Source organism: Myxococcus guangdongensis, assembly GCF_024198255.1.
GTDB lineage: Bacteria > Myxococcota > Myxococcia > Myxococcales > Myxococcaceae > Myxococcus > Myxococcus guangdongensis.
In genome coordinates this window covers 590,997-606,558 of record NZ_JAJVKW010000005.1, presented here as the reverse complement: position 1 = coordinate 606,558, position 15,562 = coordinate 590,997, and the positions used below count along the sequence as shown (strand labels likewise).

At 69.5% G+C, this 15,562-nt stretch carries 13 protein-coding genes; 11 read left to right on the top strand and 2 right to left on the bottom strand.

All coding sequences use genetic code 11. The features are described 5' to 3' along the window. The first annotated feature begins 24 nt into the window (after nucleotides 1-24). The 11 genes from tssC to LXT21_RS19005 are packed head-to-tail and all read left to right on the top strand — an operon-like array spanning nucleotide 25 to nucleotide 13,114. Nucleotides 25-1,515 carry a type VI secretion system contractile sheath large subunit gene (tssC, locus tag LXT21_RS19055; RefSeq protein ID WP_254039557.1) on the top strand — a complete coding sequence of 497 codons (1,491 nt, stop codon included), beginning with the start codon at nucleotides 25-27 and terminating at the stop codon, nucleotides 1,513-1,515. A 58-nt stretch (nucleotides 1,516-1,573) separates the two neighbouring features. Beyond that, a complete protein-coding gene (locus LXT21_RS19050) occupies nucleotides 1,574-2,152 on the top strand; it encodes a hypothetical protein (RefSeq protein ID WP_254039556.1) in 579 nt (192 codons plus the stop codon). A gap of 23 nt (nucleotides 2,153-2,175) precedes the next feature. Beyond that, nucleotides 2,176-3,426 (top strand): type VI secretion system baseplate subunit TssK, encoded by a 1,251-nt coding sequence (gene tssK, locus LXT21_RS19045; RefSeq protein WP_254039555.1) that lies wholly within the window; start codon nucleotides 2,176-2,178, stop codon nucleotides 3,424-3,426. 1 nt (nucleotide 3,427) lies between these two features. Then, the gene (gene tssE / locus LXT21_RS19040; RefSeq protein WP_254039554.1) at nucleotides 3,428-3,829 is read left to right on the top strand and encodes a type VI secretion system baseplate subunit TssE; all 402 of its coding nucleotides are present in this window, start codon (nucleotides 3,428-3,430) and stop codon (nucleotides 3,827-3,829) included. Further along, nucleotides 3,826-5,475, top strand: coding sequence for a hypothetical protein (locus LXT21_RS19035; RefSeq protein WP_254039553.1), 1,650 nt, complete (start codon nucleotides 3,826-3,828; stop codon nucleotides 5,473-5,475). The genes tssE and LXT21_RS19035 overlap by 4 nt, the downstream gene beginning before the upstream one ends. Before the next feature lie 24 nt (nucleotides 5,476-5,499). After that, nucleotides 5,500-6,102 (top strand): hypothetical protein, encoded by a 603-nt coding sequence (locus LXT21_RS19030; RefSeq protein WP_046713003.1) that lies wholly within the window; start codon nucleotides 5,500-5,502, stop codon nucleotides 6,100-6,102. A 13-nt stretch (nucleotides 6,103-6,115) separates the two neighbouring features. Beyond that, complete coding sequence (locus LXT21_RS19025; RefSeq protein ID WP_254039552.1) at nucleotides 6,116-7,762, top strand: type VI secretion system baseplate subunit TssF; 1,647 nt, start codon at nucleotides 6,116-6,118, stop codon at nucleotides 7,760-7,762. Beyond that, the gene (locus tag LXT21_RS19020) at nucleotides 7,762-8,400 is read left to right on the top strand and encodes a DotU family type IV/VI secretion system protein (protein ID WP_254039551.1); all 639 of its coding nucleotides are present in this window, start codon (nucleotides 7,762-7,764) and stop codon (nucleotides 8,398-8,400) included. The genes LXT21_RS19025 and LXT21_RS19020 overlap by 1 nt, the downstream gene beginning before the upstream one ends. A 7-nt stretch (nucleotides 8,401-8,407) precedes the next feature. Next, nucleotides 8,408-8,716, top strand: a complete 309-nt coding sequence (locus LXT21_RS19015) for a hypothetical protein (protein WP_254039550.1) — start codon at nucleotides 8,408-8,410, stop codon at nucleotides 8,714-8,716. A 4-nt stretch (nucleotides 8,717-8,720) separates the two neighbouring features. Next, on the top strand, nucleotides 8,721-12,593 hold the full coding sequence (locus LXT21_RS19010) for a type VI secretion system membrane subunit TssM (RefSeq protein ID WP_254039549.1): 3,873 nt from the start codon (nucleotides 8,721-8,723) through the stop codon (nucleotides 12,591-12,593). Further along, entirely contained in the window at nucleotides 12,590-13,114 is a 525-nt protein-coding gene (locus LXT21_RS19005) for a hypothetical protein (protein WP_254039548.1), read from the top strand. The genes LXT21_RS19010 and LXT21_RS19005 overlap by 4 nt, the downstream gene beginning before the upstream one ends. A 48-nt stretch (nucleotides 13,115-13,162) precedes the next feature. Here the strand turns inward: LXT21_RS19005 and LXT21_RS19000 are convergent, their stop codons facing one another. Then, nucleotides 13,163-13,387 carry a hypothetical protein gene (locus LXT21_RS19000; RefSeq protein WP_254039547.1) on the bottom strand — a complete coding sequence of 75 codons (225 nt, stop codon included), beginning with the start codon at nucleotides 13,385-13,387 and terminating at the stop codon, nucleotides 13,163-13,165. A gap of 500 nt (nucleotides 13,388-13,887) precedes the next feature. Further along, complete coding sequence (locus LXT21_RS18995; protein ID WP_254039546.1) at nucleotides 13,888-15,528, bottom strand: YhgE/Pip domain-containing protein; 1,641 nt, start codon at nucleotides 15,526-15,528, stop codon at nucleotides 13,888-13,890. Nucleotides 15,529-15,562 lie beyond the last annotated feature (34 nt).

Sequence of the window (15,562 nt, the reverse complement as noted above, 5' to 3'; positions counted from 1 at the left end):
CTTTTCCATCTCAAGGTAACCGTCATGGCTGAAACCTCATATCTGCCTGGGTTGTTCAAGAGCGTGCGGCTGGAGCGTCCCACGGACGCCAAGCCGATGATCTCCGAGAAGTTCGTCCCCACGCTGGACGAGAAGGAAGTCACCATCGAGGCGCGCTTCATGTCCGCGCTCGCCGCGCTGGTGCAGAACGTCACGCCCGCGGAGACGGATGCCGGTGACGCGCTCCGCTTCGACAAGGGCAAGGTGCTCGACGTCGTCAGCCGCATCGACTCGATGATCGACGACCAGATGAACGAGATCCTCCACCACGAGCGCTTCCAGCAGATGGAGTCGGCGTGGCGCGGTCTGGATGACCTGGTCGCCAACACCAACTTCAAGGCGAACATCGCCATCGACCTGCTGGACGCGGCCCGCGACGAGCTGGGTCAGGACTTCGAGAACAACTCCGCGGACGTGTTCGCCGGGGCGCTGTTCGACAAGGTCTACATCCAGGAGTACGACCAGTACGGCGGCCGTCCGTTCGGCGCCATGGTGGGCCTGTACGAGTTCTCCTCCTCGCCCGGCGACATCAAGTGGCTGCGCGCGATGGGCAAGGTGGCCAACGCCGCCCACTGCCCCTTCGTCGCCGCCGTCAGCCCCAAGTTCTTCGGCTGCGAGAAGGTCGAGGAGATGGAGGCCATCAAGGACCTGGAGGGCGCGCTCGCCCACCCGCGCTACGGCAAGTGGAACGAGCTGCGCGACAGCGAGGAGGCCGCGTACCTGGGCCTGACCTTCCCGCGCTACGTGCTGCGCCTGCCCTGGCATCCGGACAAGAACCCGTGCGACGACCTCCACTTCACGGAGAACGCGCAGGGCGACTCCAGCAAGTACCTGTGGGGCAACTCGTCCGTCCTCTTCGCCCGCAACATGGTGAAGGCGTTCGAGAACTCCGGCTGGTGCCAGTCCATCCGCGGCCCCAAGGGCGGCGGCCTCATCACCGGCCTGCCCGTGGACACGTTCTTCCTGCGCGGCCAGGAGGAGCTCAAGGCCCCGGTGGAGATCGCCATCCCGGACTACCGCGAGTTCGAGTTCGCGCGGTGCGGCTTCATGCCGCTCGTCTACCGCAAGGGCACGAGCGAGGCGACGTTCTTCAGCACCCAGTCCGCCAAGGTCTCCAAGCGGTTCAAGGACCCGAAGGACTCGGAGAACTCGCAGCTCGTCACGAACATGGCGTACACGTTCTCCATCACCCGCCTGGCGCACTACGTGAAGTGCATCATGCGCGACAACATCGGCTCCACGGCCGATGCGCCCTACATCCAGCGGCAGATCGACGCGTGGCTCGCCGGCTACGTCACCACGGTGGCCAGCCCCGACGACATGACGGTGCGCCGCTTCCCGTTCAAGGCCACCAACGTGATGGTGGAGCAGCGCACGGGAGAGATCGGCTGGTACGACTGCAAGGTCGCCGTGCTGCCGCACATCCAGTTCGAGGGCCTCAACGTGGAGCTCATGCTGGAGTCCCGGCTCGGCTGAAGTCCCCCCGCTGCACCCCCACCAAGCAGTCCCACCCAATCCAATGCAGGAGTGAGTCATGCCTCAGTTCGCCCGAGACCTGGATGTGTACCAGGGCTACAACTTCAAGAAGGACAAGCAGTCCCCCGTCGGCTACATCCTGTCCATCACCATCGGCGGAGAAGCGCTGGTGGCGGACCAGGAGACGCTGAAGGACCCGGAGCAGCCGGACAAGGCCCTGGCCTCCAAGGCCGTGGCGGTGCTCAACAACTACCTGTGGGAGACGGGCGTCACCGACGCGCTGTATTTCTCCGGGCAGATCTCCACCGCCAACAAGCAGAAGATCTCCGAGATGCTGCTGGGCAGCTTCTCCAACATCGAAGTGGTCGTGAAGTACGTCATCTACGAGTACGACCCGCTCGCGAAGAAGTACTTCAAGTCCAACTTCGTGGACGCGGACCTCAACGGCCTGCTCGAGAAGAACGGCGACGCGCTGAACATCGCGGTGGCCGAGAACGAGTCGCGTGAGGTGCAGTCGCCCAAGAACTTCACGTTCCAGATTGGCGTGAAGCCCAAGACGCTGGAGCAGTCCATCAACGTCGCGGCGGCGTCCTCGAAGAACATCGTGAAGAAGTGGGGCGTCACGGAGACGGCCTAGTCGTCCTGCGGTAAGAGAGCCCCATGCCCCCCTTCAAGCTCGCCCGGGTCCGGTGGCACGTCGGTCAGACGCTGCTGCCGGAGCACTTCGAGGCCCAGGAAGAATCACTGGAGGCCCAGGTCCGCCTCCAGGCTTCGCTATCCGGTACGCCGAGTCACGGCGTGGCGGCCATGGCCTGGAGCGAGCCACTGCTGGCCGGTGGGAGCCTGTCCATTGCCACGTTGACGGCGGTGACCCCCGCCGGCTTCGTGGTGGATGTGCCGGGCAACGCGGTGCTGCCGCCCTTCTCGCTCGAGGGGACCGGCCGCGCCGAGGCCACCGTCTACCTGCACGTGCTGGGGGGCAGCCAGGGCGCCGCGGGGGTGCGGCTGTACGCGGAGGACTCGCCGGTGTTGGAGCGGGTCATGCGTCGGCTGCGCCTGTCCGCGGAGCCGGTGCTGGACGGGGCCATCGACACGCTGCCCCTGGCCGTGTTCCAGCGGGACACCGAGGGCGTGTGGGGACTGACGGAGGACCTGGTGCCTCCGCTGCTGCTCGTCGGTCCCCACCCGTTCCTCTCGGCCCTGCTCGTCAGGCTCGATGACCTGTTGGAGCAGGCGCGGCTGCAGCTCATCGCGCGCCTGTCCGACAGCTACCTGCGCTCGGACCGGCTCACCAATGCCCGCCGCGCGCTGTGCGAGGTGCAGCGGCTGCAAGCGCTTCGCGGCGACATGAGTCGCCACGTCTCACCCCACCCGTACGACTTCTTCGACGCGCTGCGGGACCTGTACTTCGAGTCCTGCTGCTACCTGGAGATGATGCCGGACACGGACCTGCCCACGTATCAGCACGACAGCCCGGGCAAGGGCCTCATCCGCTGGGTGGAGCTGCTCACGCGCGCGCTCCAGCCGGAGTCCACGCGCGCCACGCACCGCTCGTTCACCGCCCGCGACGGGCAGTTCATCTTCTCGCCGCTGCCGCCCGAGGTGCTGGAGAGCGGCGAGCTGTACATGCTGGTGCAGCGCAAGCGGGCCGGAGAGCCCCTGGTGGTGGACGGGGTGAAGCTCGCGGGGCCCTCGCGCCTGGCCACGGTGCGGCGCATGGCCCTCAAGGGCATCCCCTACCACCACGTCCCGCACCCCTCGTTCCCGCATGCGCTGGGACCCGAGATAGACTGGTACCAGCTCGTGCAGGGCGAGGAGTGGCAGTTCGCGCTGCGCGAGAATGGCCTGGCCTTCTACGCCACCCCGGCGTTGCAGGGAGCCCAGGTGTCCCTCTTCTGGCGCAGGGCGTGACATGGGCCGAGCCTCCTTCCTCGACAAGTTCGCCACCCGCGCCGACTCCGGGCGCGCGTCCGGCAAGAAGGGCCACAGCGAGCTGGAGCACGTGGTGCGCAACCTGGAGGCCGTGCTCAACACCAAGGAGGGCTACGGCTTCTTCCGCCGCGACTTCGGCCTGGGTGAGTACACGGAGAAGTACGGCACGCGGGAGCTGGTGGAGACGCTCACCCGCGAGCTGACCGAGGAGATCTCCCGCCACGAGCCGCGCCTGTCGAACGTGGAGCTGACGATGCGCGGGCGCGACGCGGGGCTGTGGCTGCACTTCGGCCTGGTCGGCACGGTGGGACAGGAGCGCCGCAAGCTGCGCCTGCGCTTCGACACGCTCAGCGGCCACGTCCGCGTGGAGGAGGAGCCATGAAGGGCCAGGGTTTCGCGGACCGGCTGAAGGTCGCCGTCACGCTCACCGCCGGCGGCACCGCGCACGTCATCCCTCCGGGGGACGTGAAGTCCTTCGCGCTGAGCTTGCGCTCGTTCGGCTTCGAGGGCCGCGTGGCCTTCGACCTCGCGGACAACAAGGCCGCGGGCGGCCTGGAGAAGGACACGCTCAAGAAGGCGTTCCTGGAGCAGGACCTGATGGAGGTCCAGCTCGAGCTGACGGCGGTGCACACCGACGCCGCGCCCCAGCCCGCGCTCACGTCGCTGAAGGTGAAGGGCCTGGTGTCGGAGCGCTCGCTGGTGGAGGTGCCCGGCGTGCCCCGTCCCGGCGCCCCGCTATTGCACCGGCGCTACGAGGTGAGTTTCCAGGACGCGGCCGCGCTCCTGTGGAGCCAGCACTTCCCCTGTGTGCTCTACACGCAGAAGACGATGAAGGACGTGCTGGACGCGCACAAGGGCACGCACATCCCGCTCGTGCACGACTGGAGCGCGGGGCTGGACGCCACGTGCCCGCAGCTGTTCCTGGGCCTGACGCCCGAGCACGGCGCCAGCTTCTACGACTTCTTCCTCTGGTACGTGGACACGCGCGACGGCGTGCTCGCGTACGACTACACGACGGCGAAGTACAAGCTGTCCGCCGCGAAGGCCGCGGACGGCGCGCCCGTGAAGCTGTGGGGCCCGGACGTGGACTCGGTGAGCGTGCGCTTCCCGGAGGTCCCGCGCCACGAGGTGACGGTGCTCAACGCGGTGGCCGAGGGCCCCGCCACCCGTCCCATCAACCAGAAGAGCGCCGTCACCGGCATCCGCCACGACGTGCTGCTGCGCACGCCCATCACCAACGAGGTGGACGCGCGGGTGACGCTGGAGACCTCCCGGCTCAAGGTGCGGGGCAAGGAGGTGGAGCTCGGCTGGAAGCGCTTCCCCGCCACCGCCCTGGTCCCCGGCTCGCTCGTCAAGCTGCCCACCACGGAGGCGTGGGCCGCGGCGGGGCTGTCCGGCGGCGAGACGTTCCGGGTGCGCTCCCTGGCGTTGCGAGGGGACGCGCTCGCGTCCACCCCGGACGCGGAGCACCTGGCGAAGAACGGGGGCTTCGACTTCCAGATGGCCACGCTGCTGGAGCCCCAGGCGGAGAAGTGGGTGGACCTGCCGCCCTACCTGCCGCCCACCTGGCCCCGGTACGTGGAGGGCCTCATCGTCAGCGAGATGGGGGACGAGCCCCACGAGACGTGGCAGGCCTACACCGACGCCAAGACGTCGCAGGACGGGTACAAGGTGAAGATTCCCCTCTGGGCGAATCAAATCGTCACCCTGCCCTTCAACCCGAACCTGCTGCCCGGCCACTTCTACTTCCCGGCCTACAAGGGTGAGCGCGTGCTGGTGGGGCTGGACTTCCAGAAGGCGTGGCTCAAGCGCTTCCTGGACTGGCGCGACACGGGGCGCATGCCCGCGGACGGCCAGGGGACACACCTCCTGGTGGGCAAGACGCCGGAGAACGGCACGTCCATGAAGCACTCCTACGTGGACGGCAAGCCGGTCTTCCTCTTGCAGAGGACGAACGCCAAGGACACGGCCCGCATCGAAATCAAGGAGGGGACGCTGGTCATCCGCGTGAAGGAAGAGCCCGCTTAAGGCGGCTGGAGGCGTGAAGGAGCCATGGGAACGCTGGTCTGCACCATCGAGCTGGACAAAGTGAAGGGCATCACCGTCACGGTGGACAATGCCGACGCGAACATCGTCCAGACCGTGACGATGGACGGCACCGCCATCACCCTGAAGGTCGCCGGGCCGAGCGACACCAGCACCGTCGTGCAGAAGGCCGACAGCATCGTCGTCACCGTCAAGGACTTCAAGGTCGACGCCCAGACGATAACGCTCCTGTCCAAGGGCACGTCGGAGTGGACGAGCCAGGACACGCTCAAGGTGACGAGCACGAAGGACATGAGCCTCACCACCCAGGCGAAGCTCACGCAGACGGCCACCCAGGACGCGAGCATCAGCTCCTCGGCGAAGGTCAACGTGGAGGCCACCCAAGCGCTGGCGCTCAAGGGCCTGACTGCTTCCATGGAGGCCACCGGCGGCGAGGCCAAGATTGAAGGCCTGACGCTGAAGGCCGCGGGCAAGACGGACACGCAGGTGACAGGGCTCAATGTCAAGGTGGCCGGGCAAGCCGCGCTGGACCTGGAAGCCCAGGGAATGGCCAACCTCAAGGCATCCGGTATCACCAGCGTCTCGGGCGCGCTCGTGAAGTTGGGGTAAGGAGTCATTCAAGATGACCCGCCCGAAGGACCGGCTGCACCAGGACTTCCTCGAGGAGATGGCCTCCCTCGAGCGCTTCCGCCAACGCTTCCACGAGCGCTACCCCGCCGCCCCCCTGGAGCGGGAGGACCCGGACGTGCGCCGCCTCATCGAGGCGATGGCGTTCTTCTCCGTGCAGACGCGCCACGCGACGCTGCACAACCTGCGCTCCACGTGGCGCCGGCTGTTCGCCGGCTTCTTCGACTTCCTGCTGGAGCCCCTGCCCACGCGCGCGGTGGTGCAGGCGCAGCCCATGGGGAAGATGGGGGAAGCGGTGCTCCTGCCGCGCGGCACCGAGCTGCGGCTGTCACCCGCCGAGGGAGAGCCCGGCACCTTCCGCCTCCAGCGGGATTTGCGCGTGCTGCCCATCACCCTGGAGTCCACCGAGGTGCGCCCGCTGGTGAAGGGTGGCCACCGGCTGATGCTCCACTTCGAGTCGCGGCACGAGCGCGCGGACGCCATCGGCACGATGAGCCTGCACGTGCGCCACCTGGACGAGTACCTGCCGTCCCTGGCGGTGTTCCACGCGCTGCGCCAGCACCTGCGCGAGGTCAGCGTGGTGTACGGGCCGCCCGCCGACGAGCACGTCACGGGTGAGCGGTGCGAGGTGTCGTTCGACCGGGAGCCGCCGGCGCCGGACGACTCGGAGACCTTCGCCCATCCGCTGCAGCGGCTGCGCTCGTTCTTCCTCTTCCCGGAGACGGAGCTCTTCCTCCACGTCGCGGTGCCGCCGTCGCGTGGCGGGTGGCGGCGCTTCAGCCTGTGCTTCGACCTGGCGCAGGCATGGACGGTGGGCCGCTCCCACCGGCCGGACTTCCTGGTGCCCTTCGCGGTGCCGGTGGAGAACCTGCGCGCGGAGCCCGCACAGGTCATCACCACGGACGGCACCCGCTCCGAGCACCCCATCCGCAACATGAGCGCGGGGCGGGAGTTGGCGCTGCACTCGGTGACGGGCGTGTTCGAGATGACCAAGACGGGGCTCGCGCCGCTGAGGCCCGCGCACCTGCCCGGCACCGGCCCCGGCTACGAGGTGGAGGAGGTGCCGTCGGAGAACGGCCCCTCCCCGCACCTGGTGCTGCGCATGCCGGAGGCCTTCACCACGCCGCGCAAGCTGGTGGTGGAGGCGCTGTGGCACCAGCCGCGCTTCGCCTCGGAGGCGTCGGGGCGGATGTCGGTGAGCGTGCCGGCGCGCCACATCGAGGGCCTGGAGTGGCGGCTGGTCGGCCAGCTCCAGCCGGACCGCGAGAGCCCGCTGCGGGATGATTTGACGGCGCTCACCCAGCTGCTCGCCTGGAAGGCGCAGGCCACGATGGGGCTGGACGAGCTGCGCTCGGTGCTCCAGCACCTGGGCACGCCCTCCGAGGGTCCCTTCCGCCGGTGTCTGCCGCTCCTGCGCGAGATGAGCGTGTCGCGGGTGCCCGACAGCGCGATGAAGGGCTCCGGGCTGCGGAACATCTACGAGGTGGTGCTGGAGCCCTTCGAGGAGGGCTTCGAGCCGCTGGTGGTGACGTTCCTGACGCGGGTCCGAGATTTGCTGGATGCGTGGAACCACGAGGCGACGGTGGAGTTGAAGGCGACCATCGCCGGTCAAGGTCCCCTCGCCCTTCCTGGAGCCTCCTGATGAAGATGCCGCACTGGAAAGCCATCCTCCTGGCCTACCGCCACGTGGAGGAGCTGCTCGAGCGGGAGCTGGGCACGGTGAACCTGGACCCCTCCTTGCGCGAGCACCTGTCCGAGGGCGCCCTGGACGCGATGTCCCGCACGCTGATGGCCGAGCTGGACACCCTGCGCGCGGTGCTGGAGCAGGACCTGCGCTCCGACGACGTGGAGAAGGTGCTCCAGCCCTTCGCCTTCCTGGTCGACGAGAAGGTGCTCGCCCGCCTGTCCAACGAGGACGCGCAGCACTGGCCGCTGTTGCAGCTGCGCGCGTTCGGCGTGGACGCGGGCGGCGACCTCTTCTTCGAGCTGGCGGACACCGCCCTGAGGCGCCCGGACACGGCGCCGCTGCTCTTCGAGATGCTGCACTTCTGCCTCACGGCGGGCTTCATCGGCCGGCACGTGGGCCACCCGGCGCGGCTGCGCGACTACCGCGAGCAGCTGGCGGCCCGCATCCCCCGCCCGGAGACGCAGATGGGCGAGGTGCAGACCGAGGCGGCGCCCCCTCCTCCCACCCTGTACGACTTCCCCTGGCGCTACTACGCCGTGACGGTGTCCATCATCATCGCGGTGCCGGTGGTGCTCTGGCACCTGTCCAACTGAGGCCCGCGTGACGACTCCCCCCGGCGTCCGGAAGGACGCGAGTGCGTCCCGTCAGAACGTGGCCGAGCTGGTGGAGCGGCTCCAGAAGGCCCTCTCCTCGTCCCTGGGGAGCCTCTCCGAGGGGACAGCGCCCCTCGTGGACGTGCTCCGGGAGGGGGCCAAGGCCCTGGAACCCGGCCCCGGAGGCAAACGGTTGTCACCCAAGGAGCGGGAGGCATGGGGTGTGCAACTGGAAGCCGTACTCGAGCGACTGGAGGACGTGATGGAAGGCCTCCAGCTCGCGGTCCGCACGCAAGCGGGCGGGAAGAGGGACTAGAGCCATGGCGGGCGAGAAGAACCCCGTTGCCGCGGCCGCGAGCGCGGCGGCGACGACAGCGGATGCGGCGCGACCCTATCTGACGTGGATATTGATAGGGCTCGGGGTGCTGCTCGCCTTGGCGCTCGTCGTCGGGCTGGTGTGGTGGTGGCGCAAGCGGCGGGTGGCGCCGATGGTGGAGACGCGCAAGAAGCTGGACACCAGCGCGCTCGTGCGCATCCGCAACCAGTTCCTGAGCGCGCTGCCCATCCGCTACCGGGTGGCGGTGCTGGACTTCCCCACGGTGGTGGTGCTCGGGCCGGCGGGCGCGGGCAAGACGACGCTCATCGACCTGGAGGTGGACTGGCGGCGGCAGGAGCGGCAGTTCATGCCCAGCTACACCTCGGACCCGCTGCTCCAGATGTTCCTGGGGCCGGACAAGGTGGTCCACGAGGTGTCCGCGGCGCTGCTGGAGGACGACTCGCAGGAGGCGCGCAAGGCGCTCAGCCGCCTGTGGAAGGCGAGCTTCCGTCGGCAGAAGGGGCGCGTCGTGGTGGCGCTGGACGCGCGCTGGCTGGCGGAGACGCCGCCGGACGAGGTGCGCCGGGTCATCCAGCTGGTGCGCGGGAAGATCAACCTGCTGTCCGAGGCGAGCCGGGGCGCGGTGGAGACGCGCCTGTGTCTGACGCACATGGACGCGATGGTGGGCTTCTCCGACTTCGCCCAGTTGCTGCGCAGCCATGGCATCCCCCTGCACTGGGACGTGCCGCCCGCGGGCGAGGAGGGCCGGCTGGCGGCGGGGCTGCAGCCGCTGGAGCAGTACTTCGCGCTGGGCCTGGTCTCGCTGTCGGTGGACGCCTTCGGGCGGCTGGAGGAGTTCTACGCGCGCGGGGGTGAGTCGTTCGCGGCGCTCGCGCGGTTCGTGACGGGGCTGGTGGAGGGCGGCACGCTGTCCTACCGCCCGGAGCTGACGCGGGTGTACGTGTCGTCGCCGGTGGCGGAGGCCCGCTCGGCGGGCGTGCTCGCCATCGCTCCGGAGAAGCGCAACGTGGAGCTGCGCGCGCGCTACCGGGGCAAGCACCTGACCCGCTGCGCGGTGTTGCTCGCGGTGGGCGTGCTGCCGGTGGTGGCGGCGTACGCGAACTTCTACAACCGCCTGGCGGAGGCCCAGCGGCACATGGAGGACTTCGAGTCCACGGTGCAGCGGCTGGGGCAGCAGCACCTGACGGCGTCGGGCGAGGTGGTGGTGGACAAGGGCCAGGGCGCGATGCAGGCCATGGACGCGCTGCTGCTGGCCGCGCGCTACTTCCCGCTCTTGAGCAGCAGCTTCCAGGACGAGAAGGAGGTGCTGCGCGCGCAGCTGTCCAACACGGTGCGCCTGTCCTATCTCAAGCCCCTGTTGGAGTCCTGCCAGGAGCAGTGCCAGCGCTGTGGTCCCCTCATCCCGGGCTGCGCGCCGACGGAGATGGTGGGCAGCCGCTCGCTGTGGACGGCGTCGCACGCGGAGGAGCGCTGCGAGCGGGAGACGCTCTGTCGTCCCGAGCAGATGCTGCACCTGATGGCGGTGGCGCGGGCGTCGCGCAACGACGACATGGGGCGCTTCGTCCTGTCGTACCTGGATGGGCAGTACCGCAAGCGCTGGAACTGGGCGGCGGACTCGCTGGGGCTGTTGGGGACACGCGCCGCGGAGAAGGGCGGCGACTGGATGGAGGCCACGGGGCTGCGCGAGGAGGTGGTGGGCGACTACGTCATCTCCACCGACCAGGCCTGGCGCACGGGACTGCAGACGCAAGGCCAGGTGCCGTGGATGCGCTGGCCCTACGAGTGGCTGTCCGAGGAGAGCTACCTGGGGCCGTGGCGCGACCACCTCATCAAGCTGCAGCTGGTGTTGAGCGCGCGGGAGATGGACCTGGAGCGGTGGCGCTCGCTGGCCAGTGAGCGGCAGCGGCTGAGGCTGACGCTGGCGCAGAGCATGGCGTACACGTCCGCGCACAAGGTGCTGGCGCTCCTGGATGCGTCCGGCGCGCCGGAGAGCCAGGCCACGCTCAAGGGCGTGGACAACACGCTCGTCGCGCTCGACTGGCTGCGCGAGCACGAGCCGATGCTGTCCGCGGTGCTGCGCATGGAGGACGAAATCGACGCGGGCCTGAGGGCCGCGTCGGAGATGTCCACCGCGGAGCTGCTCACGCGCACCGGGGGCCTCTTCGTGCCGGCCAACGGCGACGCGCGCCTGGAGGTGCGGGTGATGCAGCAGTCCTTCGAGTTCCGCCCGAAGGAGCTGTCGCGCTCGCTGCTGGACAAGCTGCTGCGACAGATTGAACAGGGCCAGCGGCCCTTCAGCCGTACCTCGCTGGGGCTGCCTCCGGGCGCGGTGGCGTCCGCGGCCGAGGCCGGGATGGGGCTGTCGCTGGAGGACGCGATGGACGTGGGCGCGGTGGACGCCCTGCCCTCGCGCCGCGGCGTGGAGTGGCTGAGCTTCGAGACGGACATCAAGCCGCTGGTGGACGAGTTCACCCTGCGCATGGCGGACTCGAAGCTGTCGCGCGCGGAGGCCGCGCAGCGCCAGGGCTACGTGCTCAAGAAGGTGGCCAACTTCGGGCAGCGCTACCGGCAGGACCTGCTGGTGAAGTACCGCGACTACCGCTTCACGGCGCTGACGACGACGCTGGCCTCGGAGCTGTCCTCGGTGACGCAGCCGACCTCCGAGCTGGTGGCGATGCTGCGCGAGGTGGCCACGGGGGCGGGAATCGGCCCGATGGAGGGCCCGTACTACGAGCCGCTGCGCCAGGAGCTGTCGCTGTTCCGGCCCATCGTGCAGCTGATGACGCCGGACAAGGACGGGCAGACGGCGCAGCTCGCGGCGTACCTGCTGCTGGTGTCGCAGCTGCACACGGAGGTGTCGGGCTTCAGCGCGCCGCCGGCGGCCGGGGCCGCGCGCACCATCGTCCCCGCGTCCCTGCGTTCGGGCGCGGAGGAGACGCCCGCGTCGAACGAGGATGGCGGACGGCAGCTGACGGACCTGCTCACGCCGCTGGGCCGCGTGGGCCTGTCCATGTTGCTCGACGAGGAGGGCTCGTACCTGCGCCGCGTGGACGAGTGGCTGGACAAGCAGGGCATCCTGGGCGAGCTGCGCCGGCCCTTCCGCGAGCCCTTCCTGATGACGCGTGAGCTGGGCCGGGCCGAGCTGGAGCGCGTGCTGGAGGAGCAATGGGAGTGGCGCTTCCGCACGCTGCTCACGCCGCTGCTGCGTCGCTACCCGTTCGCGGTGGAGGCGAGCCAGGAGTTGGACCCGACGGAGCTGGAGGTGCTCAAGCGCAAGGACGGCGCCTTCTGGCAGTTCGTGGCGCAGGTGCTCTCGCCGGTGGTGGAGGAGCGCGGCACGGAGTGGATGCTGCGCCGGCCGCTGCGTCAGCAGCTCGCCGTCCCGCCGCGCATGCTGGTGATGCTCGGCCGGCTGTCGAAGCTGGCGAAGCTCTTGTGGAACGACGAGGGCAAGCCGCAGCCGCTGCAGCTCCAGGTGCGCCCGTTGCCGCTGCCGCCGTCGGGTGAGAACGGCTTCGTCACCATGTCCTTCCTGAAGTGCGGCGAGGCGGCGGCGTTCGGCTTCAACCAGACGCCCGCGTGGCAGGACTTCGCGCTGGCGTGGTGGGAGCCGCGCTCGGCCTCCGTCGGCGTCGAGTTGCGCGTGCCGGGCCGGGAGGCCAAGCGCTACCGCTCGACGGAGCTCTCGCGCTCGTCGTGGAACTGCTTCCGCATCCTGGATGCCGCTACATTCGACGCCGAGCAGAACGCCATCTGGCCCTTGCCGGGCCCGGATGGTTCACAACACTCGGAGATTCGTTTGCGCTTCGGCATGCGTGGCGGCCCCTGGACGCTGTTCCAGGAGGTGACGCGATGAGGTCCCCCTGGCTGTTGATGCTGGCGCTGGCCCTGGGCACGGTGGCGTGCGCGCCGACGCACCTGTCCATCCACGTGAACTCGCCCCAGGGGACGAACCAGGGGCGTCCGCTGCACATGGTGGTGCGCGCGGTGGACTCGCAGCGGTACATGACGGAGTTCTACGCCGACGTGGCGGAGCGGGTGGTGCACCCGGATGACTCGGTGGTGCAGACGCTGGTCATCTACCCGGGGGAGAAGACCCAGACGCGCGTGAAGATTCCGGAGGAGTCGCCGCTGGCCATCTCCTTCCTGTTCACCACGCCCGACGGCGCGTGGCAGGTGTTGCTCGACTCGCCCATCCCGGGGCGCGTGGACATCGAGCTGGAGGAGAGCCGCATCCGCACGGATGCTCCGTCGAAGCGCAAGAAGCCCAAGGGTGAGCCCAAGAAGGAGGAGCCACCCAAGTTCGAGCCGCCGAAGGTCGAGCCCCCCAAGGTCGAGGGGCCGAAGGTCGAGGCCCCCGCCCCTGGCGGCAAGTAGCCTGGCGGCGTCCAGCCTGCGGCCTCATCGTCGAGCGTCTACCAGGGTTCACGCCCCTCGTGCCCTGGAGCGCCACATGAGGCCGGAGCCCATCATCGCGACGCCGAGAAGGAATGCGGGCCAGAACAGCACCAGGGACTCCTTGTCGACGAAGCTGAACGACTGGCTGCACCCGGTCGTGTTCATCCCGCACGCCAGGGGCACCACGTAGCCGTAGAAGACGAGGGCCGCCAGCGCGAGCAGCGCGCCGACGATGATGAGCAGGAACTTCATGGTCCGAGCGACTCCAAGGTGGCTCCACCAACGGTGAGCGCGGCAGCGAGGTCGGGCTGGCGCGACGAGGGCGCCCCAGCCGCGCCCCCGCATACGAGCACACTCCGCCGCCAGCTCCGACAACAACCGGAGGCGGGTGCGGACACCCGAGGGCGCTGAGCCGCAAAACCCAGGCGACCCGATGATGCTCACGCCTTCGAGGGGTGCTTGCCGGTGGGCACAGCGGGCGTCCGCGCAGCGAGCTCCGCCTCGGACTTCAGCGCGGCCTCGGACGTGACGCTCACGCCTTCGAGGGACGCTTCCCGGTGGACACAGCGGGCGTCCGCGCAGCGAGCTCCGCCTCCGCGCGGCGCTCCGCCTCGGACTTCAGCGCGGCCTCGGACGTGACGCTCACGCCTTCGAGGGACGCTTCCCGGTGGGCACAGCAGGCGTCCGCGCCGCGAGCTCCGCCTCCGCGCGGCGCTCCGCCTCGGACTTCAGCGCGGCCTCGGACGTGACGCTCACGCCTTCGAGGGACGCTTCCCGGTGGGCACAGCAGGCGTCCGCGCCGCGAGCTCCGCCTCCGCGCGGCGCTCCGCCTCGGACTTCAGCGCGGCCTCGGACGTGGGAGCGCGAGCCTGCGCCTCCGCTTCGGCCTTCGCCTGGGCGGACTCGACCTGGGCCTTGGCCTCGGCCTCCGCCTTCGCCTGCGCGGACGACGCCTGCGCCTTCGCGGACTCGACCTGGGCCTCGGCTGACGACCGCGCCGACGCGACCTTGGCCTGCGCGGCCGCAGCGCTCGCGGCCAGCTGCTGCTCCACCGAGGACGCCGTCGGAATCGGCCGCGCCTCCAGCGCATCCAGCTCCGCGTTCACGCTGCTCGTCGTCGCATCGACCTGGGACTTCAGCGTCGCGCGCGTCGAGGCGACCTGGTCCTCGGCCGAGGCTCGCGCGGTCTCCACCTGCGCTTCCGCGGCCTTCGCGCCCGCGTCCACCTGCTCCTGCAACGTGGGCAGCTGGGACTTCACCTGCGTCTTCACCGTGTCCACACGCGCGGCCATCTGGTCCTGCACCGTCGTCACCTGGGCGATGGCCTGGTCCTTCGCCGTGCCCACCTGGGTGACAGCGGCCGCGACAGCCTGGTCCATCTGCGCACTGACGGGCTGCACCTGCTGGAGGATGGTCTGCTTGAGCGTGTCCACCTGCTGGACCAGCTGCTTCTGCACCGTCTCCACCTGCGCGAGCGCCTGCGTGCGCACCTGGTCCACCTGGGTGAGCACCTGGTCCTGGAGCGTGCCCATCTGCGTCGTCATCTGCGAGGAGAACGTGCCCAGCTGCGTGGTGATTTGCGTCACCACCTGCTGGATGGCCTGCACCGCGGGCGTCACCAGGGGCTTGGGCAGATTCGCCGCGGGAATCGCGTCCAGGAGCGTGTTCACCTTGGTGAGCAGCGCCTCCAGCGAACCGACGAGCGTCTGATACAGCGTCTGGAGTTGCTCCAGCACCGCGGGCAGCGGCATGAAGAGCGCCAGCACCTGCTCCTTGAGCGCGGCGAGCTTCTCGACGACGGCGTCCAGCGTCTTCATCGCCGTGTCCACCGCCATCTTCAGCGGCTCACGGATGGCCGCGACCGAGGCCAACGCCCCCGCGACCAGCATCTCCAGCGCCTCGTTGGCCTGCTTGATGAGCGAGTCCACCTGCGCCTGCGCGGGGACGATGGCCTTCTCCACCGCCTCCACCTGCCCCGTCAGCGACTGCACCTGCGTGGACAGCGTCGTCTCGAGTGAGCCCAGCGACGTCGCCGCGCCATCCTTCGCGGACGTCAGCGAGCCCCCCGCCCCACCCTCCAGGCTCGCGAGGCTCGACGCCATCGACTGGGACGCGCCATCCACCCGCGAGCGCAGCGGCGCCAGCTGCTCGCGCATCCGCTCCGCCTCCGGCTGCTTCGTCGCCGCGAGCTTCGCGTCGAACGCATCGATGCGCGCGAGCAACCCCATCAACGGAGGCTCCAAATCGGGACGAATCGAGGCGATGAGCGCGGTGACGCCCTCCGCCATGGACTCGATGGCCGAGCGGGCTCCACCGATGCGGGCCACGCCCCCCGAGCCCGTCGTCTCGAGGTCTCCCCGCAGCTCCGCCAGCGTGCCCAGCAATGCCTTCACGACTCGACCTCCACTCCCGGAGAATCAACCCCAC

Coding starts and splice junctions, on each gene's coding strand:
- LXT21_RS19030 (WP_046713003.1), top strand. CDS start 5,500: ATGGGAACGCTGGTCTGCACCATCGAGCTGGACAAAGTGAAGGGCATC.
- tssE (WP_254039554.1), top strand. CDS start 3,428: ATGGGCCGAGCCTCCTTCCTCGACAAGTTCGCCACCCGCGCCGACTCC.
- LXT21_RS19020 (WP_254039551.1), top strand. CDS start 7,762: ATGAAGATGCCGCACTGGAAAGCCATCCTCCTGGCCTACCGCCACGTG.
- tssK (WP_254039555.1), top strand. CDS start 2,176: ATGCCCCCCTTCAAGCTCGCCCGGGTCCGGTGGCACGTCGGTCAGACG.
- LXT21_RS19010 (WP_254039549.1), top strand. CDS start 8,721: ATGGCGGGCGAGAAGAACCCCGTTGCCGCGGCCGCGAGCGCGGCGGCG.
- LXT21_RS19025 (WP_254039552.1), top strand. CDS start 6,116: ATGACCCGCCCGAAGGACCGGCTGCACCAGGACTTCCTCGAGGAGATG.
- LXT21_RS19000 (WP_254039547.1), bottom strand. CDS start 13,387: ATGAAGTTCCTGCTCATCATCGTCGGCGCGCTGCTCGCGCTGGCGGCC.
- tssC (WP_254039557.1), top strand. CDS start 25: ATGGCTGAAACCTCATATCTGCCTGGGTTGTTCAAGAGCGTGCGGCTG.
- LXT21_RS19005 (WP_254039548.1), top strand. CDS start 12,590: ATGAGGTCCCCCTGGCTGTTGATGCTGGCGCTGGCCCTGGGCACGGTG.
- LXT21_RS19050 (WP_254039556.1), top strand. CDS start 1,574: ATGCCTCAGTTCGCCCGAGACCTGGATGTGTACCAGGGCTACAACTTC.
- LXT21_RS19035 (WP_254039553.1), top strand. CDS start 3,826: ATGAAGGGCCAGGGTTTCGCGGACCGGCTGAAGGTCGCCGTCACGCTC.